The 26,888-nt window shown below is 62.8% G+C and carries 27 protein-coding genes; 8 read left to right on the top strand and 19 right to left on the bottom strand.

The features are described 5' to 3' along the window. Nucleotides 1-240 precede the first annotated feature (240 nt). Nucleotides 241-2,430 (top strand): hypothetical protein, encoded by a 2,190-nt coding sequence (locus tag CGK93_RS05775; RefSeq protein WP_089594000.1) that lies wholly within the window; start codon nt 241-243, stop codon nt 2,428-2,430. A gap of 32 nt (nt 2,431-2,462) precedes the next feature. Here the strand turns inward: CGK93_RS05775 and CGK93_RS05770 are convergent, their stop codons facing one another. Next, nucleotides 2,463-2,915, bottom strand: a complete 453-nt coding sequence (locus CGK93_RS05770; RefSeq protein ID WP_089593999.1) for a nucleoside deaminase — start codon at nt 2,913-2,915, stop codon at nt 2,463-2,465. 111 nt (nt 2,916-3,026) lie between these two features. On the opposite strand from CGK93_RS05770, the gene CGK93_RS05765 reads away from it, so the two are divergent. Further along, nucleotides 3,027-6,602 (top strand): bifunctional RecB family nuclease/DEAD/DEAH box helicase, encoded by a 3,576-nt coding sequence (locus tag CGK93_RS05765; RefSeq protein ID WP_089593998.1) that lies wholly within the window; start codon nt 3,027-3,029, stop codon nt 6,600-6,602. On the opposite strand, the gene CGK93_RS05760 is transcribed toward CGK93_RS05765, so the two are convergent. From CGK93_RS05760 to CGK93_RS05695, 14 genes are all read right to left on the bottom strand, one after another. Next, on the bottom strand, nt 6,589-7,341 hold the full coding sequence (locus CGK93_RS05760; RefSeq protein ID WP_089597224.1) for a triose-phosphate isomerase family protein: 753 nt from the start codon (nt 7,339-7,341) through the stop codon (nt 6,589-6,591). The two genes, CGK93_RS05765 and CGK93_RS05760, sit on opposite strands and share 14 nt — an antisense overlap. 87 nt (nt 7,342-7,428) lie before the next feature. Then, nucleotides 7,429-8,778 (bottom strand): MFS transporter, encoded by a 1,350-nt coding sequence (locus tag CGK93_RS05755; protein ID WP_089593997.1) that lies wholly within the window; start codon nt 8,776-8,778, stop codon nt 7,429-7,431. Between the two features lie 169 nt (nt 8,779-8,947). Further along, complete coding sequence (locus tag CGK93_RS05750; protein WP_089593996.1) at nt 8,948-9,712, bottom strand: SDR family NAD(P)-dependent oxidoreductase; 765 nt, start codon at nt 9,710-9,712, stop codon at nt 8,948-8,950. A 21-nt stretch (nt 9,713-9,733) separates the two neighbouring features. Beyond that, nucleotides 9,734-10,723: a 3-hydroxyacyl-CoA dehydrogenase family protein gene (locus CGK93_RS05745; protein ID WP_089593995.1), complete on the bottom strand. Its 990-nt coding sequence runs from the start codon at nt 10,721-10,723 to the stop codon at nt 9,734-9,736. A 2-nt stretch (nt 10,724-10,725) separates the two neighbouring features. Next, nucleotides 10,726-11,208 carry a ribose-5-phosphate isomerase gene (locus CGK93_RS05740; protein WP_089593994.1) on the bottom strand — a complete coding sequence of 161 codons (483 nt, stop codon included), beginning with the start codon at nt 11,206-11,208 and terminating at the stop codon, nt 10,726-10,728. Further along, complete coding sequence (gene dhaL, locus CGK93_RS05735; RefSeq protein WP_089593993.1) at nt 11,205-12,965, bottom strand: dihydroxyacetone kinase subunit DhaL; 1,761 nt, start codon at nt 12,963-12,965, stop codon at nt 11,205-11,207. The genes CGK93_RS05740 and dhaL overlap by 4 nt, the downstream gene beginning before the upstream one ends. A gap of 4 nt (nt 12,966-12,969) precedes the next feature. Next, nucleotides 12,970-13,971, bottom strand: a complete 1,002-nt coding sequence (locus tag CGK93_RS05730; protein ID WP_089597222.1) for a sugar phosphate isomerase/epimerase family protein — start codon at nt 13,969-13,971, stop codon at nt 12,970-12,972. A gap of 181 nt (nt 13,972-14,152) precedes the next feature. Beyond that, nucleotides 14,153-14,851, bottom strand: a complete 699-nt coding sequence (locus tag CGK93_RS05725; protein WP_089593992.1) for a GntR family transcriptional regulator — start codon at nt 14,849-14,851, stop codon at nt 14,153-14,155. A 125-nt stretch (nt 14,852-14,976) separates the two neighbouring features. Beyond that, nucleotides 14,977-16,047 carry an alkene reductase gene (locus CGK93_RS05720; protein ID WP_089593991.1) on the bottom strand — a complete coding sequence of 357 codons (1,071 nt, stop codon included), beginning with the start codon at nt 16,045-16,047 and terminating at the stop codon, nt 14,977-14,979. Nucleotides 16,048-16,138: 91 nt separating this feature from the next. Then, entirely contained in the window at nt 16,139-16,801 is a 663-nt protein-coding gene (locus tag CGK93_RS05715; protein ID WP_157731619.1) for an SRPBCC family protein, read from the bottom strand. 105 nt (nt 16,802-16,906) lie between these two features. Continuing rightward, on the bottom strand, nt 16,907-17,497 hold the full coding sequence (locus CGK93_RS05710) for an SIS domain-containing protein (RefSeq protein ID WP_089597221.1): 591 nt from the start codon (nt 17,495-17,497) through the stop codon (nt 16,907-16,909). Nucleotides 17,498-17,557: 60 nt separating this feature from the next. Then, complete coding sequence (locus CGK93_RS05705) at nt 17,558-18,067, bottom strand: hypothetical protein (protein ID WP_089593989.1); 510 nt, start codon at nt 18,065-18,067, stop codon at nt 17,558-17,560. A gap of 109 nt (nt 18,068-18,176) precedes the next feature. Next, the gene (locus CGK93_RS05700) at nt 18,177-18,599 is read right to left on the bottom strand and encodes a hypothetical protein (RefSeq protein WP_232481633.1); all 423 of its coding nucleotides are present in this window, start codon (nt 18,597-18,599) and stop codon (nt 18,177-18,179) included. Nucleotides 18,600-18,690: 91 nt separating this feature from the next. Next, the gene (locus CGK93_RS05695) at nt 18,691-18,894 is read right to left on the bottom strand and encodes a hypothetical protein (RefSeq protein ID WP_089593987.1); all 204 of its coding nucleotides are present in this window, start codon (nt 18,892-18,894) and stop codon (nt 18,691-18,693) included. A gap of 130 nt (nt 18,895-19,024) precedes the next feature. Between CGK93_RS05695 and CGK93_RS05690 the strand changes: the two genes are divergently transcribed. Continuing rightward, nucleotides 19,025-20,200 carry a zinc-dependent alcohol dehydrogenase gene (locus tag CGK93_RS05690; RefSeq protein WP_089593986.1) on the top strand — a complete coding sequence of 392 codons (1,176 nt, stop codon included), beginning with the start codon at nt 19,025-19,027 and terminating at the stop codon, nt 20,198-20,200. 18 nt (nt 20,201-20,218) lie between these two features. Here the strand turns inward: CGK93_RS05690 and CGK93_RS05685 are convergent, their stop codons facing one another. Then, nucleotides 20,219-21,205, bottom strand: a complete 987-nt coding sequence (locus CGK93_RS05685) for an SDR family oxidoreductase (protein WP_089593985.1) — start codon at nt 21,203-21,205, stop codon at nt 20,219-20,221. Between the two features lie 107 nt (nt 21,206-21,312). Here CGK93_RS05685 and CGK93_RS05680 point away from each other — a divergent pair, with 107 nt between their 5' ends. Continuing rightward, nucleotides 21,313-21,498, top strand: a complete 186-nt coding sequence (locus CGK93_RS05680) for a CsbD family protein (protein WP_089593984.1) — start codon at nt 21,313-21,315, stop codon at nt 21,496-21,498. A 157-nt stretch (nt 21,499-21,655) separates the two neighbouring features. Here the strand turns inward: CGK93_RS05680 and CGK93_RS05675 are convergent, their stop codons facing one another. Continuing rightward, nucleotides 21,656-23,383, bottom strand: coding sequence for a purine-cytosine permease family protein (locus CGK93_RS05675; protein ID WP_089593983.1), 1,728 nt, complete (start codon nt 23,381-23,383; stop codon nt 21,656-21,658). Between the two features lie 195 nt (nt 23,384-23,578). Between CGK93_RS05675 and bioB the strand changes: the two genes are divergently transcribed. The 3 genes from bioB (at nt 23,579) to CGK93_RS05660 (ending at nt 25,332) form a co-directional block, all read left to right on the top strand. Continuing rightward, a complete protein-coding gene (gene bioB, locus CGK93_RS05670) occupies nt 23,579-24,613 on the top strand; it encodes a biotin synthase BioB (protein WP_089593982.1) in 1,035 nt (344 codons plus the stop codon). Between the two features lie 107 nt (nt 24,614-24,720). Continuing rightward, on the top strand, nt 24,721-24,828 hold the full coding sequence (gene bsaP / locus CGK93_RS24560; protein WP_442857038.1) for a biotin synthase auxiliary protein BsaP: 108 nt from the start codon (nt 24,721-24,723) through the stop codon (nt 24,826-24,828). A 21-nt stretch (nt 24,829-24,849) separates the two neighbouring features. Further along, nucleotides 24,850-25,332 carry a very short patch repair endonuclease gene (locus tag CGK93_RS05660; protein WP_089593980.1) on the top strand — a complete coding sequence of 161 codons (483 nt, stop codon included), beginning with the start codon at nt 24,850-24,852 and terminating at the stop codon, nt 25,330-25,332. Here the strand turns inward: CGK93_RS05660 and CGK93_RS23770 are convergent. Then, nucleotides 25,298-25,471: a hypothetical protein gene (locus tag CGK93_RS23770; protein WP_198318364.1), complete on the bottom strand. Its 174-nt coding sequence runs from the start codon at nt 25,469-25,471 to the stop codon at nt 25,298-25,300. The genes CGK93_RS05660 and CGK93_RS23770 overlap by 35 nt on opposite strands. Nucleotides 25,472-25,674: 203 nt before the next feature. Here CGK93_RS23770 and CGK93_RS05655 point away from each other — a divergent pair, with 203 nt between their 5' ends. Then, entirely contained in the window at nt 25,675-26,055 is a 381-nt protein-coding gene (locus tag CGK93_RS05655; protein WP_089593979.1) for an Hpt domain-containing protein, read from the top strand. A 79-nt stretch (nt 26,056-26,134) separates the two neighbouring features. On the opposite strand, the gene CGK93_RS05650 is transcribed toward CGK93_RS05655, so the two are convergent. After that, on the bottom strand, nt 26,135-26,878 hold the full coding sequence (locus CGK93_RS05650) for a response regulator transcription factor (protein ID WP_089593978.1): 744 nt from the start codon (nt 26,876-26,878) through the stop codon (nt 26,135-26,137). Between the last annotated feature and the right edge of the window lie 10 nt (nt 26,879-26,888).

Raw genomic sequence — 26,888 nt, 5'->3', positions numbered from 1 at the left:
GCTGACCAGATCATTGGGACCCCCTGGAGACCAAAAAATGGCCTTGTTTCTCTGGATATAGTCCATTCGCTGGAGTATCCTCAGTGTGGGTTACACACGGCTTCTGGGCATCGGCCATTTCGACTCATCTGAGCCTCATCACGCGCACCCCGCCCCGCCCTGGACCGTCATGCCGCCTCTGCGCCAAGAGCGCGTGGGCGATCGCATATTTGACTGCTTCAGCGCGAGAAAGATCTCCCCATGGACACCCCCAACGTCCCCAGCACCTACTACGCCCCTGCCCCCGCATCCGATCTTTGGAGTTGCCGCCAACCCACCGCGGTCAGCGGACGGTATGAAGGCTTCCAAGGCAATCCCGGCCCCATCGGAAGCGCCTTGGACCTGCGCTTGGATATCGACGCCCGCGGCAACGCCGAGTCGCCGGTCATGAACAAGGTCAGCGGCGATCTCTACAGCACCCGCTTCGTGAAGGTCGCCGGTGTCAACCAGCTGGTGAAGACGTACGTGGAGTCCTGGATTGTGGACACACCTCTTGTGGCGTTCACAGATACCGACGTGCAGATCGCCGGGACAGTCCGCTATTGGAAAGGAACCCACCCTGCCACCACCGTGGACATAGTGGTTTCGTGGTCCCACGGTGCTGTTACCGGGGCTGTTGCCACGTTCACGTCCGGCGGGATCCCCGGCAAGCCCTATGCGTGCTCCTACCGTTCGGAGGCCTTCCGCGACATGAACCTGGAGTTGGACTACTGCTCGTCCGTGGACATCGAGCCCAAGGTCCCCGTCTACAACAGCCATGCCCACACCAACCGTCCCGCTGACGTGCCCAACCGGACCATCACCATCGAGTCCTCCTATACGGACGCCGGAATCGCGGTCACTATCGACCCGGTCCACACGGTCATCGACGACACCGCGGCAGGCTTCGCTTCCTGGAACGTCGGGGAACTCCATGACGCCATGGAAACCTCGTTCGGCAAGTACAACTCGGGATGGCCGGCGTGGAACATGTGGGGCATCCAGGCCGGCATCTTTGACACCGCCGGCGTGGGTGGCATTATGTTCGACGCCGCTGCGGGCTTTGGCGGCGCGGGTCGCGGACCGGACCGCCAGGGTTTTGCGGTCTTCCGGAACCACTCCTGGTTCACCAACCTCGTCTCCAATCCGGTCACCCAGGATCAGGCATGGGCCATGCGGCACTTCCTGTACACCTGGGTCCACGAGGCCGGGCACGCGTTCAACTTCCTGCATGCCTGGGACAAGGCCCGCCCGGACTCGCTGTCCTGGATGAACTACGACTGGAAATACGATCAGCGCAACGGCACTGACTCCTTCTGGGGCAACTTCCGCTTCCGCTTCGACGACGACGAGCTCCTCCACATGCGCCACGGAGACCGCGCCTCCGTGATCATGGGTGGCGATCCATGGGCCTCCGGAGGGCACCTGGAATCCCCCGCGGGCGCCATGACGGTTTCCGGTCCGGGCAGCGACGTGGAACTGATGCTCTCCGCGAAGGACCACTTCGACTACATGGAACCTGTGTCCATCGAGTTCCGGTTGCGGAATACCACTGACGTGCCGGTCATGGTGGATGGCCGGCTGGACCCCCGCTATGGCAACACCACCGTGTACGTCCAGAAGCCCAACGGGACGGTGGTGTTGCACGAGTCGGTGGTCTGCTTCTACGGCCTCCCGGAAATGGTCACGCTGGCGCCGGCGCCGGTGGGCGACGACGACGGCAGCGATCGCTTCAGCCAGCTGGTCCAGCTCGCTTACGGCGTGGAGGGCTTCGCTTTCGATGAGCCCGGGCAGTATCTGGTTCGCGCCATCTATTCCACGGATGGCATCGTGCAGGCGTCCAACACGTTGCCGCTGCGCGTAGGTTTCCCCGTCACCAGGGAAGAGGACCGCTTCGCTCCTGAGTTCTTCACCCGGGAAGTGGGCCTGACCTTGGCGTTTGAAGGGTCCATGTCGCCCTATTTGGAGAGAGGGCTGAATGCCCTGACCGAGGCCGCCGAACGCTTTGGCAGTGAACCTTTGGGCGTCAAGGCGGCCACCGCCGTCGCGCAGTCTGTGGGCGATGATTTCTATCGCCGCAAGGACGAAAAGATGGTCAAGCACCATAGCGCTGATCCCCAGCGGGCGCTGGCGCTGACCGATGCCGGCCTCGCCCGCTATCAACAGTCTGCCGGTGCGGCGAGTAACCTTGCCTACCGCGGCCTGGTGGAATTGCGCACGGAACTCCACGCGAAGGCGGACAACAGCGCCGCCGCAAAGTCTGAGGTGGAAACCCTTGCAAAGGATCTGGGCGCCCGCGGCGCCAACTCCACCGTGCTGGCCCAGGTCAAGGAACTGATTCCTTCAACGCCGGCGGCCCGCTCCCGCCGGGCAGCTCCGAGGAAGCCTGCCAAAAAGTCCTCGGATGGTTAGCTGGTATATGGACCTTCTGTAGCCGGCGACGGTTATTCCGCGATGTCCTCTGCCCACAGTTCCGGGTGCTCGTCCTGGAATGTGCGCATCATGTCCACGCAACGGGGATCGTCCAGGACCACCACCTCGACGCCACGTGAACGCAGGAGGTCGAATTCGCCGGGGAAGGTCTCGGCTTCGCCCACGACAACCCGCGGGATCTTGAACTGGATGATGGTTCCCGTGCACATCGCGCAGGGCGCCAAGGTGGTGTAGAGCGTGGTGTCGCGGTAGCTCTTTTGTCGTCCGGCCGCCCGGAGCGCGGACATCTCGCCGTGCGCAATCGGGTCGCCGTGCTGGACACGTTCGTTGTGGCCGCTGGCGACCACCACGCCGTTGCGGGCCAACGCGGCACCAATGGGAATGCCGCCCTCGCTGAGGCTCTTTTGTGCGGCCTGGTAGGCGGCTTCGAAGGCTGGGTCCACGGTGGGGGCTGAATCGGTCATGGGTGCAGTCTAAAGTGGCCGGACGCAATTTTGCCGGAAGTTATTTTGTCGGTGCCCGCTGATAGCTTGGCTATAAGGATTTCAACCGGCGTGGAAGGAAGGTGGGTCTCTGTGTTCTTTCTCGATCCGGAGATGGCGGGCGCCCCGCAGGACCTGGTCTTCTCTGCCAGCGACCTCGTCATTGCAGCAACCTGCGAGTACCAACTGCTCCGCAAACTCGACGAAAAACTTGGCCGTTTGCCCAAGCCGGACTTCGCAGCAGACGCCATGTTGGAGCGTACCGCGGCCCTTGGCGATGTTCACGAGCATCGGGTGCTGGATGAGTTCGTAGACAAGTTCGGGCATTGGGATGCCGCCACCGGGAAGGGCGTTTACGACGTCGTCCCCGCCACGGTGATGGACCGTGCCGCACTTTCGGCCAAGCACGCGGAATCCATCGACGCCCTGCGCTCCGGAGCGGATGTGGTGTTCCAAGCCGCTTTCTTCGACGGTGAGTTTCACGGGCGTTCCGATTTCCTGGTGAAGCAGCCCGGTGGGCTTTATGCGGTGTTCGATACCAAGCTGGCACGCCATGCCAAGGTCACAGCCCTCCTGCAGCTCGCGGCCTATGGAGACCAACTGCTCAAAGCGGGAATCACGCCGGATCCCACCGTCACCCTGGTGCTGGGCAACCGGGTCCACAGCGACCACCCCCTTTCGCAGATCCTCCCTGTCTTCAAGGAACGGCGTGAACGCTTCCTTGGCATGACATCTACGCATGCCACGGAGCCCGGTCCGGTGGAATGGGGTGACTCCCGGTACTCGGCCTGCGGCCGCTGCGACTATTGCGCCGAACAGGTCCAACTGCACCGTGATCTCCTCATGGTGGCCGGCATGCGCATCAGCCGCCGCAAGAAACTCATCGAGTCCGGCATCACGACCATCGACCAACTCGCAACCATGCCGGCAACCGGAGACTCCACGCAGCTGAGGCTCCGCGATCAAGCCCAACTGCAAACGGGTACCGGCAACCCGGACGGCACCGTCACGTACACGGACAAGTCCGGAGAAACCAAGGCCATCAGTTACAACGTCCTCCCTGACAACACCCTCGGCAGGCTTCCCGCACCGGACCCGGGCGATATCTTCTTCGACTTCGAGGGCGATCCCCTCTGGCAGGACACCGCCACGGGCAAGTGGGGACTGGAGTACCTCTTCGGCGTCATCGAAAACCCCGTGGCGCCCGGGACGGAGCCTGTGTTCCGCCCTTTCTGGGCGCATTCACGCGCTGAGGAAGGCCAGGCGTTCGTTGACTTCCTGGACTACGTAGCCCAGCGCCGTGCCAGGTATCCCGGTATGCACATTTACCACTACGCCTCCTACGAGAAAACGGCGCTGCGGAACCTGTCCCTGACGCATGTGGTGGGCGAAACCGCCGTCGACGACCTCCTGCGCCAAGGTGTCCTGGTGGACCTCTTTGACACCGTCCGGCACAGCATCCGGGTCTCCGAGAACTCTTACAGCATCAAGAAACTTGAGCCGCTGTACATGGGCCAGCGCCTGCGCTCCGGGGACGTCACCGACGCCGGAGCTTCCGTGGTGGCCTACGCGGACTATTGCACTGCCAGGGATACTGGCCAGGCTGGGCAGGCTGCCGCCATTCTCGAAGGGATCAGGGACTACAACGAGTACGACTGCTTGTCGACACTGGAACTGCGCAACTGGCTGCTGGCCCGGGCTGCGGAGCGATCCATTGTTCCCGGCGGACCTGTGAACGATGATGCTCCTTCCGACACTGAGCCGGAGAAGTACGAGGCACCGCCCGAAGAGAAGGCGCTGTTCGACTACGTGGCCGGCCTGCCCTCGGAAGAACAGGCAACGCTGAATTCCCGGGCCATCGGCATCGTCGCTGCAGGGGTCGGGTACCACCGCCGTGAGGACAAACAGCACTGGTGGGGACACTTCGACCGTCTGGAAAAGCCAACTTCCCAATGGGACGAGTCCCGCGACCAATTCATGGTGGACCACGCGGAGTTGCTGCAGGACTGGGCGAAACCAACACCTCGCAGCAACCCTGCCCGGATCGTGAAACTGCTGGGCCGGTCCGGTGACGGCGCGGGATTGGATCCGGGCAGGAAGTATTTCCGAATGTACGGGTCTCCGTTGCCGGATGCTCTGGCCGCCAAGGAATCCTCAGTACTGGGCCGTGCGGGGTGGGGCGGGACAGAGGTCATCGAGGTCGGCGAAGAGGGTGACTTCGAGTTCGTCACCATCGTCGAGAAGCTTCGCAAAGACTCCACCGAGTTCGTCCAAACCCCCATGGCGCTGACCCCGGACAGCCCGATTCAGACGACCGGGCAAAGGGCTGCATTGGCCGCGTTGGCTACCAAGCTCCGCGCGGCGTTGCCTTCCTGGCCCAAGGATCCGGCACTGGACCTGGTCCGCCGCCAGCCGCCCAGGCTGGGCACCCTCGCCAACCTTCCAACAGTTCCCTCAGGCCCCGATGGCTATATCGATGCCATCACAGCGGCGGTCAAGGACTTGGACCATTCCTATCTGGCCGTCCAGGGTCCTCCCGGCAGCGGGAAGACATACGTTGGCGCCCACGTGCTGGCCAGGCTGGTGGCCGACGGGTGGAAGGTCGGCGTCGTGGCGCAATCCCACGCCGTAGTGGAAAACATGCTCTGCGCTGCCGTGGAGAAAGCGGGCATCGATCCCCGCCTGGTGGCCAAGGACGTCAAGCACAACGATCCTGTGCCGTGGACCAACTGCGCCAAAGGCGACGTGGAAGAGCTCTTGTCCACACCGGGTGGCGCCCTGATCGGCGGCACCGCGTGGACCATGGTGGGCAAGGAAGTCCCCGCCGGATCGCTCGATCTCCTGGTCATCGACGAAGCGGGTCAGTTCTCGCTGGCCAACACCATGGCTGTCAGCCGGGCCGCCAAACGGCTCCTGCTCCTCGGTGACCCGCAGCAACTTCCTCAGGTCACCCAAGGCAAGCATCCGGAACCCGTTGATGAATCTGCCCTGGGTTGGCTGTCGGATGGCTACAACACCTTGCCGTCCCACCTCGGCTACTTCCTGGCGTTGTCGTGGCGCATGCATCCGGAGCTGTGCAGCGCAGTGTCGGAGCTGTCCTACGACAACCGGCTCGAGGCCGCTCCTGCCGCAACCATGCGTGAACTGGAAGGGGCGAGCCCCGGAATTTCCTGTGTGTACGTTACGCACACCGCCAACTCCACTGCCTCGCCTGAAGAAGCAGTTGAGGTCGTCCGGCAAGTCCAGGCCCATCTGGGCCTGAAATGGCTGGACCCTTCGGACTCCCCGGAACGCCGTCCCCTCGAGGAAACAGACATCCTTGTGGTCGCGGCCTATAACGCCCAGGTCCAGCTCATCAAACATGAGCTCCGATCTGCCGGCCTCGGGACAGTGCGGGTAGGAACCGTGGACAAGTTCCAAGGCCAGGAAGCCCCGGTGGTCATCGTCTCCATGGCCGCATCGGCCGCCGGTGAAGTTCCCCGTGGCATGGAATTCCTGCTGTCCCGCAACCGGATCAACGTGGCGGTGTCGCGCGGTCAGTGGCGTGCCGTCGTCGTGCGTTCGCCTGAACTGACCAACTATTTGCCGACCCATCCGGAAGGCCTCGAAAACCTCGGCGGCTTCGTGGCCCTCTGCCAGCGGAGTTTTCGTACACCTAATGCCCTTTAGAGGGCGTCTTAGGGGCATCTGCTGTACAAAAACTCAAGGCTTCGTCCAGGACCCGGCCGAAGTTGCTGGCGTCGTGTGCGAAGCGGCCAAGGAAAAGCCCGGAAACCCCGTCCAGTTGCGGCAACAAGCCGGGTTTCGCCGACCCGCCATAAATGATGGGCAGCCTGGCCAACCCGTGCTGGGCAAGCGCCGAACGCAGGGTTCCGACTGCCTGCGAAACATATGCCGCTGAGGCAGGTTCAGGAGCGCCGATCGCCCAGACGGGCTCGTAGGCGATCACAAGTTTCGAAGCAAGCGACCAGTCGCCGGACACTGCAGCCTTGATCTGCCCGAACACCGTGTCCGCCGCTGCCTCCGGTTCCAGAACTTCGGGCTCTCCCACACACAGCAGCGGAGTCAGCCCGGCATCGACGGCGGCACTGACCTTGAGCGCGATCATCGCCTCATCTTCGGCAAAGTAGCGCCGCCGCTCAGCGTGACCGATTTCCACCAATCCCACTCCAAGCTCAGCGAGCATGGACGGTGACACCTCACCCGTCCATGGCCCGTCAGCCCAGCCGCAGTTCTGAGCGCCCAGGACCAGTGGCGAGCCCTGAAGCAAACGCGCTGCAGCGGGCAACACCGGATGCGACGGGATCACAAACGGGACCACCCGTCCGGCCACGAGGGCCGGACGGGTCTCCACTTCTGCCACCAATTGCTCCAGCCACGCCAAGCTCTGCGCGTAGCCCATGTACATCTTGGTGCTGACGCCAATGAACACAGTGTCCAGCGCGGCGTCCGTGGCAGAGTCCGCAGCAGAAGGGAAAGCTGGCAGGTTCACGCTCTATTTCTCCAACAGTTCGTCGGCCTTATTGCTGAAGCGCTTGGTACCGAACATCAGCATGGCCGCGACAAACGGCAGGACACCCAGTGCGTAGACACCCATGGTTCCGGTGTCCGAGGCCGTAACTTGGTTGACCGTGGTGCGCAGGATCGGCGCCACGAACCCACCCAGGTTTCCGAGGGAGTTGATCAGCCCGATACCGGCGGCCGCGGCAGTTCCGGTGAGAAACGCCGTCGGATATGACCAGCAGATGGGGCCGGTGGACAGGAAGCTGCACACCGCAAGGGTGATGAAGATGATGCCCAGGGCGGGCATTTGGTTGGCACCGGCCCATGCGGAACCAAAGATGCACAGGCCGGTGGAGATGAACAACGCTGTGCCCCAGCGACGGCGACGCGCCACAGTGTTGGCTGCCTTGCCGATGAAGTAGCAGGCGAAGATGCCGAAGAACCACGGGATGGCCGCGAGGAGGCCGACGGCGATGCCCACCTTTTGCCCGGTCAGCTGCGCCACCTGCTGTGGCAGGTAGAACGTCACGCCATAGACGGCCACCTGCAGGCAGAAGTAGATGACGGTGAAGTACCAGACCCGGCCGTTACGCATGGAGGCAAGAACGCCGCGGGGGCCGGATTCCTCCTTCACCGTGTCCTCGAGCGCCATGACATCGGACAGAGCCCGTTTCTCTTCCTTGGTCAGGAACTTGGCGTCCTGGGGACTGTTGATGAGGAAGAAGTAGGCGGCAATACCGGCCAGGACGGCGAGCATGCCCTCAACGAAGAACATCACCTGCCAGCCGGCAACGCCCGGAACCTGGTCGCCGATGTTGATGAGCCAGCCGGACAGGGGTGCACCCATCATCTGGGAGAACGGCTGGGCCAGGTAGAAGATGGCGAACATCTTCACGCGAACCTTGTTGGGGAACCAGGCCGCAAGGAACATGATGACGCCGGGGAACAGACCGGCTTCGGTGACGCCCAGCAGGAAGCGGAGGATGATGAACGACGTCTCACCCTGCACAAACGCGAAGCAGGCTGACACGATGCCCCAGGTGATGGCAATGCGGGCGAGCCACACCTTGGCGCCGAACTTGGTGAGGAGCAGGTTGCTGGGAATCTCGAACAGCGCGTAGCCGATGAAGAAGATACCCGCACCCAGGGCGTAGGCTCCGGCGGTGATGCCCCGGTCCACTTCCAGCGCTGCTTCTGCGAAGCCAACGTTGGTGCGGTCCAGGAAGGCCACCACGTACAGGATGACGAGCATGGGCATGAGCCGACGCGACGCCTTGGAAATGGCCGATTTGAGGACCGGCGTATCCAGCAACTCCTTCGTGGAATTGGTGGCAACAGACATTGAAACTCCTCTTTGAGTGACAGGGAAATGACGAGTGCGGCGCGGGTCAGCCGCGCACAGGCGCGATCAGCGCGGGAAGAAGATGAGCAGCATACCCACAGCGCAGGTGAGGACGCCCACGGCAAGGTAGATCTTGCGTTCTCTCGTCCAGGTCTTCATTGCCGTGGGCCTAGTGCATGTACAGTCCGCCATCCACATTCAGCGTCTGGCCGGAGATGTACCCGGAGTCCTCGCTGATGAGGAAGGCGATGGCGGCGGCGATGTCCCGGGTGGAGCCCACACGGTTCACCACCAGGTCCTTGGTGAGTTCGTCCTTGCGTTCCTGGCTCAGGGTGCCGCCCATGATGTCGGTGTCGATGGGGCCGGGAGAAATGGCGTTGACGGTGATGTCGTACTCGCCCAGTTCCCGTGCAGTCGCTCGGGTCAGGCCAATGACGCCGGCCTTGGCTACGGAGTACGGGGTTTTCGAGAACGTGCCGCCGCCGCGCTGGGCGGAGACCGAGGAGATGTTCACGATTCGACCGATGCGGTTCTTGACCATGGACTCGGCCACACGGCGGGTGGCGTAGTGGACGCCGTTGAGGTTGATGTTCAGGACACGGTCCCACTCAGCGGGTTCCAGTTCCAGGTAGCCGACAGGCGAGCTGACTCCGGCAACGTTGGCCAGCGCGACGATCTGCGGAAGTTCGGCCTCAAGCTCATCAATGGCGGCGCGGACCTCGGCTTCGCTGGCGACGTTGGCACCAACGCCATGGGCCTGGACGCCGTACTCGGCGGCGATTTCTTTGGCTGCGATCTTGCAATCGGCGTCATCGAGGTCGATGATGCCGATGTTCCAACCCTGCCCGGCCAGGTAGTTGACGGTGGCACGGCCGATGCCGCGCTCGGAAACGGCGCCGGTGACGATTGCTGTGCGTTCTACGGGGAAAGTCATGGGTTCTTCTCCTGAAAGGTCTTAGTTGATGGGGGCCGGGCCGAGCTCTTCAATGAGCTTCTGCATGGCCACGTAGGCCTTGTTGCGGTAGGCGATGAGTTCCGGAGTGCGTTCGGCGGGAACATTGAGGAAGCCTGCACCGGTCTTGGTGCCCAGCTTGCCTGCGTCCACCAGGTCCGAAAGGATCTTCGGCGTCGCGAAGCGTTCCGGGAAGCCGGTCTGCAGCGACTTGTAGCAGAAGTTGTAGACATCCAAACCGGCCATATCCGCAATGGCGAACGGACCGAAGAAGGGCAAGCGGAAGCCGAACGTCGTACGCACCAACGTGTCGACGTCGTCCGCTGTTGCGATTCCCTGCTCCACCAGCTGCGCGGCTTCGTGGAACAGCGCATACTGCAGACGGTTCAGCACGAAGCCGGTGACGTCCTTGACGACGGCGGTCTGCTTACCTGCCGCGTGGACCAGCTCGCGGGACGCGGCAACCGTTGCGGCATCCGTGCCGGCGTGAGGGATGATCTCGACGCCGGGAATGAACGGTGACGGGTTGGAGAAGTGCACGCCGAGGAACCGCTCCGGGTTGGTGACGGCTTCTGCCAATGCGCCAATGGAAATCGTGGAGGTGTTGGAACCGATCAGGGCGTCCGGGCGGGCAGCAGCACTGATGCGGGCGAGGGTTTGGTGCTTGATGTCCAGGACCTCTGGAACGCACTCCTCAATGAAATCGGCGTCCGCAACGGCCTCTTCGATGTCCTTGGCGGCCCACAGGTTCTGCTTGAGGATCTCCGTTGACCCTGCCGGGAAGAGTCCGTCGGCGATGAACTGCTCCGACTCCACCAGCAGGCGGTCGTAGTTCTTCTGCGCGACCTCGGCAGAGACATCGGCCAGGGCAACACGCGCCCCGCCAAGAGCCAGCACCTGGGCGATGCCGCCACCCATGTAGCCGGAACCGACGACGGCGATCTTCCGGGCTGCGTTGTCGGCTGTGGCTTCGGTTGTCTCGGGAGTAGTCATGATCAGACTGCCTTCGTGTAGTCGGGCTCGTACGAGCAGATGGCGTCCACCTTGGCGGCGGAGGATGACGTGTGGTCAAAGCGGTGGCCCAGCCACTCCCCTACGAGCTTCTTGGCCAGTTCCAAGCCAATGACCCGCTGGCCGAGCGTGAGGACCTGAGCGTTGTTGCTCAGGACGGACCTTTCCACGGAGTAGCTGTCGTGTGCGGTGACCGCACGGATTCCGGGGACTTTGTTGGCAGCGATGGCCACGCCGAGGCCCGTACCGCAGATCAACAGTGCGCGGTCGGCTTCGCCTTCGGCCACTTTGCGGGCGGCGTCAACGGCGACGTGCGGGTACGCGGTGGAGTCGTTGAAACCAACGCCGACGTCCGTCACTGTTGCCACGCGGGGATCCGCTTCCAGCAACGCCAGGAGTGCCTGCTTGTATTCGACTCCGGCTTCGTCATTGCCGACGACGATGCGCCAGCCTTCGGTGTTGCTCATGCTTGGGCTCCGTTTCCGGTCGACCGCTGTCCCGAGGGGGCAGCCGTGGCCAGTTGTGAATCGATGAATTGCGAGATCCTGGAGGCGATCAGTCCGAAGGACACCGCCCCTGGATCGGGATGGCCGAGGCTCTTTTCCGCGAGCGGACGTGCCCGGCCTTTGAGCGGGCGCAAATCCGCAGTCTTGGCGGCAGCGGACTCAGCGGCCGCGGCGGCTACTGCCAGCGCCCGGTCAACGGGAGCCCCGCCGTCGAGCTCTGTCTGGAAGGCGTCCCGGAAGGGCAGGAGCGCGTCCACCATGGTCTTGTCCCCAGGCTCGGCCTTGCCGAGTTCGGTGATGGCGCGGACGAAGGCCTGTACAGCGGCGCCTGCATCCTCCGATGTGTACGTATCGCGGTTCCCGAGCGACAACCCGGCGGCGATGACCGCTGATCCCCACAGAGCCCCGGAGGTTCCACCGGCGCGTTCGCTCCAAGCCTCGCCGGCTGCGGTCAGGACCCGCGCCGCGGACGAACCAGCGGCAGCTTCGCCTGCCGACGCCGCAGCATCAACGCCGCGCCGCATACCGATGCCGTGGTCGCCATCGCCGGCGATCGCGTCCAGCTTGCCGAGTTCATCTTCATGCTCGACGACGACGTCCCTCACCTGGGCGAGCACGGCGACAGCCAACTGCCCGAGGTCAGCCGCAGCAGCGGTGGGCTGTTCGACGTCGACGGTTTCGGCGTCGTCGATTGCTGCTTCAGCGCGGTGTGCGCGGGGCGCCATGCTGCCCTTGCGGAACGCCGGAGTGTCCGCGGGCGCGGCCCAGTACTGCTCAAGTTCTTCGTCCAGCCACAACAGCGTCAGCGACAGTCCTGACATATCCAGGCTGGTCACCAGCTCGCCGCACTCGGGTTCAACAACGGTGAGTCCCGCGGCCGTGAGCAGCTTTTCCACCTTGCCGAACAGCAGGAAGAGTTCGTCGTACTTCACCGTTCCCAGGCCGTTGACGATAGCCACCACACGGTCCCCGGCGTCCTCAGGCTTGTCGTTGAGAAGCTTCGAAACAAGAAGTTCGGCCAGCTCTGATGCTGTGGGCATGGTGTGCTCGGAAATGCCGGGCTCGCCATGGATACCGAGACCTAGCGACATCTGCCCGGCAGGCACGTGGAACAGCGGATCCTTGGCGCCGGGAAGCGTGCAGCCGTCAAAGGCCACGCCCAGGGAACGGGTCCGGTGGTTGGTCTTGATGGCCAAACGCTCGACGCCGTCAAGGTCCAGTCCCGCTTCGGCTGCGGCGCCGGCAATCTTGAAGACGGTGAGGTCGCCGGCAATGCCCCTGCGCTTCTCGAGTTGTTCGATCGGCGCACTGGCGATGTCGTCAGTGACGGTGACCGTCCGCGTATCGATGCCCTCGGCGTTGAGCCGGAGCTGCGCTTGGCCGAAGTGCAGGACGTCGCCGGCGTAGTTGCCGTAGCTGAGCAGGACTCCACCGCCCGCGTTGGCAGCCTTGGCCACCCGATACACCTGGCCTGCCGCCGGCGATGCGAACATGTTGCCGCACGCCGAACCAGTGGCAAGCCCGGGCCCGACGAGTCCAGCGAAGGCCGGGTAGTGTCCGGAGCCGCCGCCGACCACCAGGGCGACCTGGCCGTTGGGGACTTCAGTGGAGCGGACGACGCCGCCGTCAACGCGGGCCACGTAGCCGCGGTTGGCCGCAACGAAGCCGTCCAGCGCTTCATCGGCAAAATCTGCCGGGTTATCAAAAATGCGGGTCATCTTCCTAGACTCCTGCGAGCTGCGTAGCCGGTACCTGGCGTCCTTGGGCCACCTGGCTCTTGCCGAGTTCATAACCTGCGGTCTTCGGCAGGACGTGGCGGCGGAGGTACTCCTGGTTGCTGGCAGTGACGCTGAGACCGTCGCCACCGTAGTGCTCGGTGCAGAGGATGCCCTGGAATCCGACAGACAGCGCGAACTTGAAGGCCTCGCGGTAGTTGATGAGGCCGCTCTCCATGGGAGCCGGCATGGTGATGTAGCTGTCGCGCGCCACATCTTCGTCCCGGAGGTAGTTCTTCATGTGCCAGTAGTTGGAGTACGGCAGGGTCTTGGCCACCATCTCGCGCCAGTCCTCGATGGGCCGGTGCAGGCGGATCAGGTTGCCGAGGTCCGGGTTCAGGCCGACGTTGTCCAAGCCGATGTCCTGGACCAGCTGAACCGAGGAGTCAGCAGTTCCGAGGTAGGTGTCCTCGTACATTTCCAGCGAGATCAGCACCCCGGCCTCGGCTGCGTGCTTGCCGAGCTCGCGAAGGCGGGAGACGGCGTTGCCCCACACTTCTTTGTCACCCACGGGATCCTTGTAACCCTCCACGGTCCAGAACCAGAGCTGTTTCTGCTGCTCCGGCGTGATGGCCTGGTGCAGCCCGAAGGACACCACTTCACAGCCAAGCTCGGCAGCGGCGTCGATGGTGCGGTGGCTGTAGGCGAGGTTGTCTGCCCAGTCCGTTGCGTGGATGACGCTGCGGCGGATGGCGGAGATGACGGGAACCCCAATGCCCACCTCGTCAGCGGTCTGCTTGAACTCGGCGAGGCGGTCCTTGCTGAGGTCGCCCGGACGAACCCAGCTGTCGGTGAGGTCGGCGTTGGCAAAACCTGCGTCCTTCACTTCCTGGAGGACGGAAGCCCACACGGAAGCGTCGGCGTCGTTGACCTGCCGCCCCGCGGCATCAGTGCCGGGGAACTGCAGGAGGGCCGCAGTGATGGGCCAATTCTCGGCGGTGTACGCCATGATGATCACTCCTTCGGGGAATCCTGTTTCCTATAGGATTTACGAATCAAGCACTACTGTCAACCCTTGTGAGAAACTTCCTAGATCCTATATGTCATACATATGAGTGTGAAGAGGGTCACGAAACTCAGCAAGAAAGGGCCCGCCGGCAATGGCCAGCGGACCCTCGTTGGTCTGTGAGCTAGTCCTCCGGCGCGTCAGCCATGGCCCGGCCCCGGACCTTTTCGACGTGGTCGATCATCATTTCCGCAGCCTTCTCCGGATCACCGCTGGTCATGGCGTCGAGCACGGCCTGGTGTTCGGCGATGGCCTGCTCGGCGTCGGTGATGCCCACTCCCCCGAACAGTCGGAACCGCTGGATCTGGCCGCCCAGGGTGTTGTACGCCGCGAGCAGGAACTGGTTGCTAGCCTGCGCGGCGATGAGTTGGTGAAAACGTTCGTCGGCCTCGAGGTAGCTGCGGTACTCGGCGAAAGTACCGCCGCGGGGTGCAGTCTTCAGATCCTCCACGGCCTGCTTCAGGGCATCCAATCCCTCCGGCGTCATGCGGGAACACGCAAGTTTTGCATTGACGGGTTCAATGGAGAGCCTGGCTTCCATCAGTTCCGCGAAGTCTTCGCGGGTAAATACGGGGGCGACCCTGTAGCCCTTGAGCGCCACCCGCCGGACCATGCCGGTGTGCTCCAACCGGGCCAAAGCTTCTCGCACGGGCGTCGGCGAGACGTCCAGTTCACGAGCCATCCCGTCGATGCTCACTGCCGCCCCCGGTTCCAATCGGCCGTCCATAAGCCACTCGAGGAGGGCTTCGTAGACGTGGTCGGCCAGCACTTGGCGGCTGACGGGAAAACCAGCGCGGGCACCGGCCGGGGAAGGATCAGACATGCCACAAATCCTATAGGAAGGCGCGCGCGGGACCGGGCACATGGTCCTGTCACCTTTCAGGTTAAACCACGACGTCGGCACTCACGTGAGTGCCGACGTCGTGGTTTTACTGGGGGTGCTGCGCTTTAGTTCGCGTAGAACGGGTAGTCCGTGTAGCCCTCGGCGCCGTCGGCGTAGAAGGTTGAGGCATCCGGCTCGTTGAGCGGCAGGCTCTCGCGCCAGCGGCGGGCGAGGTCCGGGTTGGCGATGGCGGGGCGGCCCACCACCACAGCGTCCGCGAGGCCGTCTTCGATGATGGCGAAGGCTTCGTCGCGGGTCGTGATTTCGCTGAAGCCGGTGTTCACCAGGAACGTTCCGTTGAACCGCTCGCGAAGGTCCTGGACCAAAGCACTCTTGGGGTCGTGGTGCAGGATGCTCAGGTAAGCAAGGTTGAGCGGGGCGATGGTGTCCACCAGCACCTCGTAGGTTGCCCGGACGTCGGCCGCATCGGTTTCCGCGATGCCCTGCACGTTGTGCTCCGGGGAAATCCGAATGCCCACGCGATTGGCGCCGAGGGCTTCCACCACGGCGTTGACCGTCTCGATGACGAAACGCGCGCGGTTCTCCGGCGAGCCACCGTAGCTGTCGGTGCGGACGTTGGAGTTGGGGGCCAGGAATTCGTGCAGGAGGTATCCGTTGGCGGAGTGGAGCTCGACGCCGTCGAACCCTGCCTCGATGGCGTTCTTCGAGGCGGTGACGATCTCCTGAATGACGCCCGGAAGTTCGTCGGTGCGGAGTTCACGCGGCACCGGGTACGGCTGCTTGCCGTTGGGGGTGCGGACATCACCTTCGATGGCAACAGCGCTGGGGCCGACGATCTCGTGCCCACCGGTGATGTCGGCATGGGAAACGCGGCCTCCGTGCATGACCTGCGCGAAGATGCGGCCACCTTCAGCGTGAACGGCGTCGGTGACTGTCTTCCAGCCGGCGATCTGCGCCTCGGTGACGAGCCCTGGCTGTCCCGGGTAGGACTGACCGGCCGGAACCGGGTAGGTTCCCTCGCTGACGATCAGTCCCAGGGAAGCCCGCTGGCGGTAGTGCTCGGCGATCAACGGACCCGGCACGCCATTCTGGCCCGCACGGAGACGCGTCAGAGGCGCCATCACCAGTCGGTTGGAAAGTTCAAGCTCGCCGAGGGCCAGAGGGGAAAACAGCATGCGCAGTTCCTTTCAGAATGAATCAGGTTCACCCTGAGCAACTGCATGGCGTCTGCAACTATTCCAAACGAGGTGCAGATCACACGTCACGCTATTGGCGTGCGTCCTCCAGACTTCGCTTCTCCAGCAGCGATTCAAGGCTGCTTAAATACGAATCGCCGAATCTTTGCATTTCCGCCTCGTTGGCAATCATGAAGTCGGGTGTCTCTACGATGGTCTCCAGGGTCAGCCTGCAACCCATCCCGGTCGGCTCCAGTCGGTACACCGTTTTGGTGGACACGTCACCGGGCGGGAACAGCGCCTGCGTCACAGCAAGTCGCTCGGGCACTTCCTCAAGGACTTCGAGCATGGAAACACTGCCGTTCCTGCCGAAAAAGCACTGACGTTCACCTGGCCCGTCCGGTATCGGCGGCACCGTGAAGGCATAAGCAACGTCACTTCCGTCCGCGATCGCAGCCTCTGCGGGGCGGATGACAGACCACACAAGTGCGGGTGAAAACTGGTACTCAGCGGTGCTCGTTGCCGTGGTGGTCCTGAATCCGGGCGCTTTGGCCGCCCTTGCAGTCAGCGCCTTCGCTTTGCGACCAATGATCGCCCCATAGAGGAATGTCAGCAACAGTCCACCCACCACCAGGGCGAGGACCATCATTCCGCGGGGGTCGCCCTTCTGGAGTAAAGAAGCCCCTTGCACGCTCAAGGTGACAAGTCCGCAGAGCGCCAAGATAGCGAAGTAAGTTATGACAGTGTTCTTCACGAGATCACAGTGACACGGGCCTCGAAGGAACGTTTGCAGGCCACGCCAGTGGCTGGCAGCTGCGGTCGCCGCAAGGCGTCAAACGACGACAACTGCCAGCTGGCACTACTCCGACGTGGTGTTTTTCAGTGCATCATCAAAGCATTCGCAGAGAGCCAACACCGCCACCAGATGCGCTTCCTCGGCGTGTGGTGGATCGGTGTTGATGCATATTGCTTCATTGACCGACTGTGCGAGCTCCTTGGACTCCTTACCCGTCAGGGCCCACACGATCGCACCACCCGATTTTGCGGCGGCAGCAGCGTCGCGGAGCTCGTCGGTGATTCCCTTGGCAGCCAGCAGCACCACTATGTCTCCACGCCGCACCTGTTCAGAGAGTTGGGCACTGATGCTTGGGGTAGTCCCGTTGGAGCCGCTGGCGCCCTTGGGAATGTAGATCGCTTTGAAGCCGGACCCGTCTCCGGGGTCGTGGGCCGCCAGTTCCGAAGTGAACCTCTGCGCCTCGTGTGAGGATCCGTCGCTGCCTGCGGCGAAGACCGTTCCACCGCGCAGCCTGACAAGTGCCAGTTGTTCCCCCCATTCGGCCAGCCTGGACGATTCGCGTAGTAGGGCCGCCACGGCCGGTCCGATCTCGCCCAAGTGCCCCAGAACCACATCTACCGCATGCCGCGTCGCCTTCGACTCAGTCGACCGCACAGCCTCACCTGTTCGCCTCACCACGATGCTCACTTCCTGCCTCCCGTTTCTCCTGTGAAACTACAAGTTCCTGTCACCTTCGTGTGGGGTTCGTTCGCGCGTGGAGCCGTCGCGGCCACTCCGGTCCCGAGTCAGGCGTTCACCTTCAACTGCGGCCGGGCGGCCCTCGTCGGCCCGGCGATCCGGGTCATGAGAGCGATCCGAGTCCTGCGAGCGATCTGCGTCAGTCGAGCGATCCTGCCCGGCATTGGGGTCCAACTTGTCCGCGTGCCGCAGGTGTTCCTCTACCCGCCCATGAGCCTCGTTGGCCTTCTCCGCGTGGCGTTCCGCTTCCTGCCGGAGCCGATTGGCTTCGACTTCGGCCTGCAGCGCATTGGCCTCTGCCTGGGCCGATTCGGCCTTGGCTTGGTGGGCTCCGATGGCTTCTTCCGCGGCCTTCTCGCGAAGTTCCGCTGCTCGGTGGCGGTTGACCTCCGCCTTCTTCCGACGTCCGATGACGACCGCGACGATCACAGCGGCGATGACGACGACGGCCACCACGATGATGAGAACCAGCTGTCCTGTATCCATGCGGATTACCTCCCTGGTGAGCGGCTTCTATGGGCGCCGCTCGTAGCCCACGCTGTGGTTAATGCTTGGGACGTACCCAGTTCAGGGCGCCCCCAAACGATGCCCGCCTTCATGCCGGCAGCTCCATCCGGAAGCCGCACCGGCACTCGATGACGCGCGTTTTCAAGTGCACCTCGAGGAGGCCGTCCTCAACGACTTCCGTGGTCATGGGTGCATAGACGCTTCGAGCTGAGGATTTGGTGAACTGCATCGGTTCACCGCAATGGAAGTACTGTCCGCCAAATTGCAGCAGTCCCGACGCCGCCCCGTTGCGGTTGAGGACCGCGGCCACGTCGTGGAAGGCAGCGTTGTGGGCGTACGGGACTTCACAGGCCAGGCAACTATAAGACACCCGGACCATCAAGTCGCCGGCATGCGGCTCAAGGGATTCGATGGTTTCCAGATCCAAGTGATCGTCGGACCGGCATTGACGGCACTGGAGGGGTTCAGCGTGGGGACGGGTTGCGTCGCCTGGAACCAGAGGGTTTTTCATCGATGACAACGCAGACACTCCTCGGTCAACTCTGCCCGAAACTCTCCCTTGCCCACCATGTTAACACTACTGGTCAGATTACTTACTAGTTTTAGCTTCCCGTCGCTTCGGGATGCTCCCTGGCCCGCTTCTCCACCGGGGATTCGCCGCTTTCATCAGGGATAAAGGTGGGGTCCACTTCCGTGGTGAAGTCACCGTTTCCGGCGGCACTTTTGTCATGCTCGACGCCGGCAGGCACCGTGGGTTTGGAGGCTTCAGAGGGCGCAACGTCAGCTTCGTTCGGTTCTTCGCTCATAGCCTCAATCTAGGCTCGGCCGCGAACAGTGTCGAGGGCGGCCGGCCTTGTGCGCCGATGCCATCTCTGATTCGCTGGGGTGGTCTCCTGCAGCGCGGGACACCTCCAGCCGAAAGCAGGGAGAGTAATTGTGAAAGCAGTGACATGGCAAGGCCGGCGCTCACTCAGCGTTGAAGACGTCCCCGATCCCAGCATCCAAGAGCCTACGGATGCGATTGTCCGGATCACCTCCACCGCGATTTGCGGCTCGGACCTCCACCTTTACGAAGTGCTCGGCCCATACATGCACAAGGGCGATGTCATCGGCCACGAGCCGATGGGAATCGTCGAAGAAGTGGGCCCGGGTGTCCACCGACTCAAGAAGGGCGACCGTGTTGTGGTGCCCTTCAACATCTCCTGCGGCCGCTGTTACATGTGCAACCAAGGCTTGCAGTCGCAGTGCGAGACCACCCAGGTCAAGGAGAAGGGATCCGGGGCGGCCCTCTTTGGCTACTCAGAGCTCTACGGTTCCGTTCCCGGCGGCCAGGCCCAGTTCCTCCGCGTTCCCTATGCCGACTACGGCCCCATCAAAGTGGAGTCGGGCGCCCCGGATGAGCGCTACCTCTTCCTCTCGGACATCCTTCCCACGGCCTGGCAGGCAGTGGACTACGCGAACGTTCCGGAAGGTGGCACCCTCGCGGTGCTCGGACTGGGTCCCGTGGGCCAGTTTGCTGCGAGGATCGGCGCCTACAAGGGCTTCCGGGTGATCGGCGTTGATCCGGTTCCTGAACGCCGCGCGATGGCGGAGGCGCACGGCATTGAAACCATGGATTACAGCTCAGACGTGGCCGGCCGGATCCGCGAACAAACACTGGGCCGCGGCCCGGATTCCGTGGTGGATGCTGTGGGCATGGAGGCCCATGGATCCCCTGTGGCGTCCTTCCTTCACAAGGCGGTTTCCCTGCTGCCGGACAAACCCGCGCAGATTGCCATGGAAACCATGAGCGTCGATCGGCTCGCTGCACTGCATACAGCCGTGGATCTGGTGCGTCGTGGCGGGACGATCTCGCTGAGCGGGGTCTACGGTGGGCAGGCGGACCCGATGCCCCTCATGACTATGTTCGACAAGCAGATCCAACTCCGCATGGGGCAATGCAATGTGCGCCGCTGGACTGACGATCTGCTTCCCTTGGTGGAGGACGACGCCGATCCGCTGGGCGTCATGCATCTGGTCACCCACACGGGAGGACTGGATGAAGCACCGGCACTCTACGAGAAGTTCCAGAAGAAGCAGGACGGATGCATCAAGGTGGTCCTCAAGCCATAATGACGCTCAGACAAACCACTAGGCGAGGTGTTTGCCGCCGGTGACGCCGATGACCGATCCGGAGATATAACTGGAATCTTCGCTGGCCAGCAGGACATAGGTCCCGGCAAGTTCGGCAGGCTGCCCTGCGCGCCCCAAGGGGGTGTCCTGGCCAAACTCTTGGATCTTTTCCGCGGGCTGGGTGGGCGGCTGCAGTGGCGTCCACACGGGACCCGGCGCTACCGCATTGACGCGGATCCCCTGAGGACCCAGTGACTCTGCCAACGAAAAGGTCATGCTGTTGATGGCTGCTTTCGTCGCTGCGTAGTCGATGAGTGATGGGCTTGGATGGTAGCCCTGGACGGACGAGGTGTTGATGATCGCGGCGCCGGGCTTCAAATGCGGCAGTGCCGCCTTGGTGAGCCAGAACAGCGCATAAACATTGGTTTTGAAGGTTTGATCGAACTGTTCGGTGCTGAGGTCTTCGATCCCCCGGCTCGTGGTCATCTGGAACCCGGCGTTGTTCACCAGCACATTGATCCCACCGAATTCGGCGACGGTTTGGGCAATGACTTCCTGGCAGAACTCTTCGTCCCGCAAGTCACCAGGTAGCGCGAGCGCCCTGCTGCCGGCGTCTTCGATCAGCTGGACAGTGTGCTCGGCGTCCTGCTCTTCTTCAGGCAGGTAGGTGAAAGCGACGTCCGCACCTTCACGGGCAAAAGCAATCGCTACGGCTTTACCGATCCCGCTGTCGCCGCCCGTAATCAGGGTCCGGCGGCCCAGCATCCGGCTGTGCCCCACGTAGCTTTGTTCGCCGTGATCGGGACGAGGAGTCATGGCCTCGGTCCAGCCCGGATAATCCTGTGTTTGTGGCTCGAACCCTTCGGACGGGTATTTGGTCCGGGGATCCGATGCTTCGTCCTCCGGATCGTAGGATTCGGAGACCACATTGTTAACCAGGGCCATGGCGATGTCCTCGTCCAGGTCTGTTTGCTCCGTCTGTTCGTTCAGGATCTCCTCAGCCATGCTCTCAGTGTAAGCATCCTGACTATCTTGGAAGTCGTTCAGGAAGCACTCAGAAATGCTCGATAGCCTAGCGATTGTCAGCTTTGGATTACATCGAAGGAGGTCCTATGGGACTCGGAGACAAGATCAGCAACAAGGCACAGGAAGTTTCGGGCAAGGCGAAGGAAGCCTTGGGAGACGCCACCAACAACGAGAAACTGCAGGCCGAGGGTGTCGCTGACCAAGCGGCCGCCAAGACCAAGCAGGCTGGCGAGAACGTCAAGGACGCCGCGAAGGACGCCTTCGACAAGTAAGCCTCACAGCAATACACAGCACGAAAACACACAGCGCAACGCCCCGGCTCCCTTGATGGAAGCCGGGGCGTTTCGCGTGGGCCCAAGTAGGTAACAGCACACGCTCCAATAAGCACTCAATAGAGCAGGTGCTGTTACTCAGTTGGGTTGGGAGGGGCTAATTCTGGGCCGGGAGCACCAGTTCGCCCGACTTATCCGTGGACAAGGCGAGGGACGAGATGTACTGGGGTTCGCCGTCGGGCCCGTCCTGACCCGACCGGAGCATGTCCGGGCGTTCGAACTCAAGACCGGTGACGTGGCAGAGCAGCTTGGCATCGCTGGGGTTGCCGTCGGCGTCGAACATGGGCAGGTCAATGCCGTCGTCGGTGCGTCGAAGGTAGTAGCGCCCTTTGGTGGCCAGAGCCAGGACCGGCGGCAACACCAACGCCAGGCCCACTGCGAAGATGGGCGAGAACGGTTGGACAGCTGAGCCGAACGCTCCAAAGAACACCGCGATGGACACCCCTGCCGAAACCAGCATGGACACGAACCCCACCGGGTTCACGGCGTAGAGCATCCCGCGGCGGAACTCCGGAACTTTGGGCGAGATCTTCAGCAGGTACTTGTTGATGGCGATGTCGGAGGCCACCGTGACCACCCAGGCCATGGCGCAGTTGGCGTAGAAGCCCAGGATGGTGTTGAGGAACTCGAACATGTTCGACTCCATCAGGATCAGCGCGATGACCAGGTTCACCACCACAAACACCATGCGCCCCGGGTAGGTCTTGGTGATGCGCGTGAAGGAGTTTGTCCAAGCCAGCGAGCCGGAGTAAGCGTTGGTGACGTTGATTTTGATCTGGGAAATAACCACCAGCACCACGGCCAGGGTCATGGCGAGCCACGCCGGCATCATTTCTTCGTAGACGCCCAGGAACTGGTGGACCGGTTCATTCGCGCTAGATGCTGCTGCGGGGTCGAGCTTGGCGATGAGGTAGATGGCAATGAACAGGCCGATGATCTGCTTGATGGCGCCGAAGATGACCCAGCCCGGTCCGGCGAGGATCACTGCGCGCCACCAGGCGCCCTTGTTTTCGGCGGTCTTGGGCGGCATGAAGCGAAGGTAGTCGATCTGCTCAGCGATCTGCGCCATCAGGGACAGGCAGACGCCCGCAGCCAGCATCACCGAAGCCAGGTTGGGACCACCTTCGCCGGATGCTCCGGTGAAAGCGAAGAACGCGTCGATGCTTTCGGGGTGGGACAGCAGCAGGTAGCCCACGGGGACCACCATGAGCAGCAGCCAGAGCGGCGTTGTCCACACCTGCAACGTAGCGAGCGTCCTCATCCCATAGATCACCAACGGAATGATGATGATGGTGGACACGGCGTAGCCGATCCATGGTGGGATGCCGAGGCCCAATTGCAGTCCTTGGGCCATGATGGAGCCCTCAAGGGCGAAGAAAATGAACGTGAACGTGGCGAAGATGATGTTGGTGACCACCGAGCCGTAGTAGCCAAAGCCCGAGCCTCGGGTGATCAAGTCCAAATCGATGTTGTACCGGGCAGCGTAGTAGGCCAACGGGAACCCCGTGGCGAAGATGATCACGGCGGCCACGATGATGCCGAAGATGGCATTCACCGTTCCGTAGGCGATGCCGATGTTCGCGCCAATGGAGAAGTCGGCCAAGTACGCAATGCCGCCCAGCGCACTGGTGGCCACCACTCCCGCGCTCCACTTCCGGTACGAACGCGGGGCGAACCGGAGCGTGTAATCCTCCAGGCTCTCCTTGGCCGCGCTCATGGCGTCGGCGTTGCCTTGGGCCGTTGAAACGGAGCCGCCGATTCCGACGGCGGTGCTTGCCGCCGTCGTCGGCTCCAGTGTTGCGGTACTCGTCTTGTCGTCACTCATGGGTGGTCGCTTTCGTCCGGGGAGGGTGCCTCGTCCCCGACGCTAGTCACGCAGCGCGTCAATTCAGTCACGTCCATGTTTCACAGCTGTAACCTCTGCACCAGCCGCCCCGCGCAGTCAACGCCAAAAACCAGCACCACGGTTTGTGCGCACCCCACAAAATCGCCCTTCACCAGCGCGGATACCGTCAAGGACATGACCACGCAAGCACCTCAAGAAGCCCCTGAATCCACTGGCTACGGCATCCTGGACACCGCCCGGAAGCAGGTCCTCGAACGCGGCGAGGGCCTGAACGAGGCCCAGCTCATCGAAATCCTGGAACTACCGGACGAGGCCATCCCCGCAGCCCTGCAACTCGCCCACGAGGTTCGGCTCAAGCACTGCGGCGAGGACGTGGAGGTGGAAGGGATCATCTCCATCAAGACCGGCGGCTGCCCGGAAGACTGCCATTTTTGCAGCCAGTCCGGACTGTTCGACTCCCCCGTCCGGGGAGTCTGGTTGGACATCCCGGAGCTGGTCAAGGCCGCCAAGGAAACCGCAGCCACGGGGGCCACGGAGTTCTGCATCGTCGCAGCCGTCCGTGGGCCTGACATCAAGCTCATGAACCAGATCAAATTCGCGATCGACCGCATCAATGAAGCCGTGGACATCAACATCGCCTGCTCGCTGGGCATGCTCACGCAGCGCCAAGTGGACCAGCTGGCCGAGTGGGGCGTCCACCGCTACAACCACAACCTGGAAACCGCGCGAAGCTACTTCCCCGAGGTAGTCACCACCCACAGCTACGAGGAACGGTTGGAAACCTGCGCCATGGTCAAGGCCGCCGGCATGGAATTGTGCTGCGGCGCGTTGATCGGCATGGGCGAGTCAGTGGCCCAGCGCGCTGAACTCGCAACCCAACTCGCCGCCCTTGAACCCCACGAAGTCCCCCTGAACTTCCTCAACCCCCGCCCCGGAACGCCCCTGGAGAACCAAGGCATCATGGACGGCAAGGACGCCCTCCGCGCCATCGCAGCGTTCCGGCTGGCCATGCCCCGCACCGTGCTCCGCTATGCAGGCGGCCGCGAACTGACCCTCGGCGACCTCGGCACCCGCGATGGCCTGCTCGGCGGAATCAACGCGGTCATCGTAGGCAACTACTTGACTACCCTGGGCCGCCCCGCCAACGCCGACCTGAACCTGTTGGTGGAGCTCAACATGCCCATCAAGGAATTCCAGAAGTCGCTGTGACCACGGCGTTTAGCCAGCAGTACTGCGGCCACTGCGGCGGTGGGGGCGACGGCAACGGTGACAGCCCGACGTCGGACGCCCACCATGGCTGCCAACAGCGCCTGGCGATGGAGCCACCGCGCTTTTGTCCGCAATGCCGACGACGCATGAAGGTCCAGGTGACGCCGTTGGGGTGGACTGCAGAGTGTTCCAGGCACGGGAGTCTCGCGTCATAAGTTCCTGGGTAGGCTGGGAACATGGGCGAGAGCCGGGACCTTCTGACACCGGAGCAGCGCAGCCGCAACATGTCCAAAATCCGCGGCAAGAACACCAAGCCGGAGCTGCTGGTCCGCAGATTGCTGCATGCGAAAGGTTACCGGTACCGGCTGCACGGGCAGGCCGGAACGGCAAAGCTTCCCGGCCGACCAGACTTGGTGTTCGCGGGCCGGCGCAAAGTCATCTTCGTCAACGGCTGTTTCTGGCATTTCCATACGTGCCGCGTGGGACAGCATGCGCCTGCGGCCAACGCGGAGTTCTGGGAAACCAAGCGGACCCGGACCCGCGAGCGCGACGCCCTGCAACGGGAACAGCTGGCCGCCAGCGGCTGGGACGTGTTGACGGTGTGGGAGTGCGAACTGAAGGACCAGTCGGTTCTCGAAGACAGGCTCACACAGTTTCTGGAGGGAGGTCTGCACGCCCCTCCGACTACGGGGCGGAAGAGGTGGACGGTGCAGAGCTGACGGTCTGGTCGGTGACGGTGGTGCGGGTGCCTTGTTCCCATAATGCGTAGGCTGCGGTCCCGCCGATGCCCAGAAGGACGGTCATGCACAAGACGATGGTGACCATCAAGCCAGGTGATGGACGAGCACTGCTGTTCATGCTTTTTCCCGCTCCTTGATTCAAGCCTGGAATCCCCCAGATCCGTGATCTTGCCTCTGCTGTCCTACTCTGGGGGGCGGCTATCAAGACTCCCTCTGAGTCCGCTCAAGATTGGATCAAGCTTTCGTTTTCTGGCGCTTCCACCGTTCCACGGGTCCTACTGTTGAATCGTGAATCTATTGTTTGGAGGCGGGAGGAGTCTGGTGTCTGAGTACGACGAGTGCACTGACTCCTTGGTAGATCGGACCGTGCTCACCGAGCTCCAGGCGGAGCTCGGCGGAGACCACGCCATCATCAGCGCCTTCGTCCGCAACTACGTAGCCTTGCTGCCCTGGCGGGTGTCCCGGCTCCATAGGGCTTTGGAGAACCTGGACATGGAAGACGCCATGGACGCGGTGTTGAGCCTGAAGACCTCCAGCCACATGGTGGGTGCCATCTGCATGAACCGCTTGGCTACGGAGTTGGAGATCAGCCTCAGGCTCCTGCCCAATGCGGACCATCTTGACGAGCTCGGGCCCCAGGTTGTGGAAATCGAGCAGTTTGTCTTCGGCACCATTACGGAGCTGGAAACGCCGATCCTCTAAGCACGTTCGAGGACCCCACCCGCGACCACCCGGTGATCGCGGCGGAGCCCCTGCGCGTGGCCTGATGGATGTGCAGGTCCTAGTTGTTGCTTGAGGCGGGCGCGAGGCGGTAACCGACGCCGCGGACCGTTTCAAGCCAGCGGGGCGCCTGGATGCTGTCGCCGAGTTTCTTCCGCAGGTTGCCCATGTGTACCTCAACGGCCCGTTCGTCGGCGTCACTGACGTAACTTCCGACGTCGTACGGTTCGTTGCGGAGGCGACGCGCCAGGTCTGCCTTGGTCCGGACGATCCGTCCGGTTTCCAGCAGCGCGAGCAGGAGGTCGAATTCGGTGCGGGTGAGCTTCAGCTCAGCACCGTTCAGGACGGCGGTGCGGGAACCTGCAGAGACGGCCAGTCCGTTGTGGCTCATCTCGGGGTCAACTTCTTCAACAACGTTCTTGGAGTCCGACGACGCGCGGGGCCTTCGCATCATGGCCTCAACACGGGCGCGCAGTTCGCGGGGACGGAACGGCTTGGTGAGGTAGTCGTCGCCACCGGCCTCCAGACCCATGAGGGTATCGAGTTCCTCGGCGCGGGCGGTCAGCATGATGATGTAGGCATCGGAGGACTTGCGGATCTGGCGGGCAACCTCAAAGCCGTCAATATCCGGGAGGCCGAGATCCAACGTAATGACGTCCGGATTCAGTTCACGCGCCGACGTCACACCCGCGGATCCGGTGGACGCAGTGTGCACATCAAACCCCGCCTGGGATAGGACTACCCTTACCAGCTCGCGAATATCCTGGTCATCTTCAATGACCAGCCCCACACGTACTTCACTCATCGCTGCCCCT

It is taken from the genome of Arthrobacter sp. YN (genome assembly GCF_002224285.1).
GTDB lineage: Bacteria > Actinomycetota > Actinomycetes > Actinomycetales > Micrococcaceae > Arthrobacter.
Note: the sequence above shows the minus strand (reverse complement) of the source record. Positions and strands in the feature narration are given on the sequence as shown.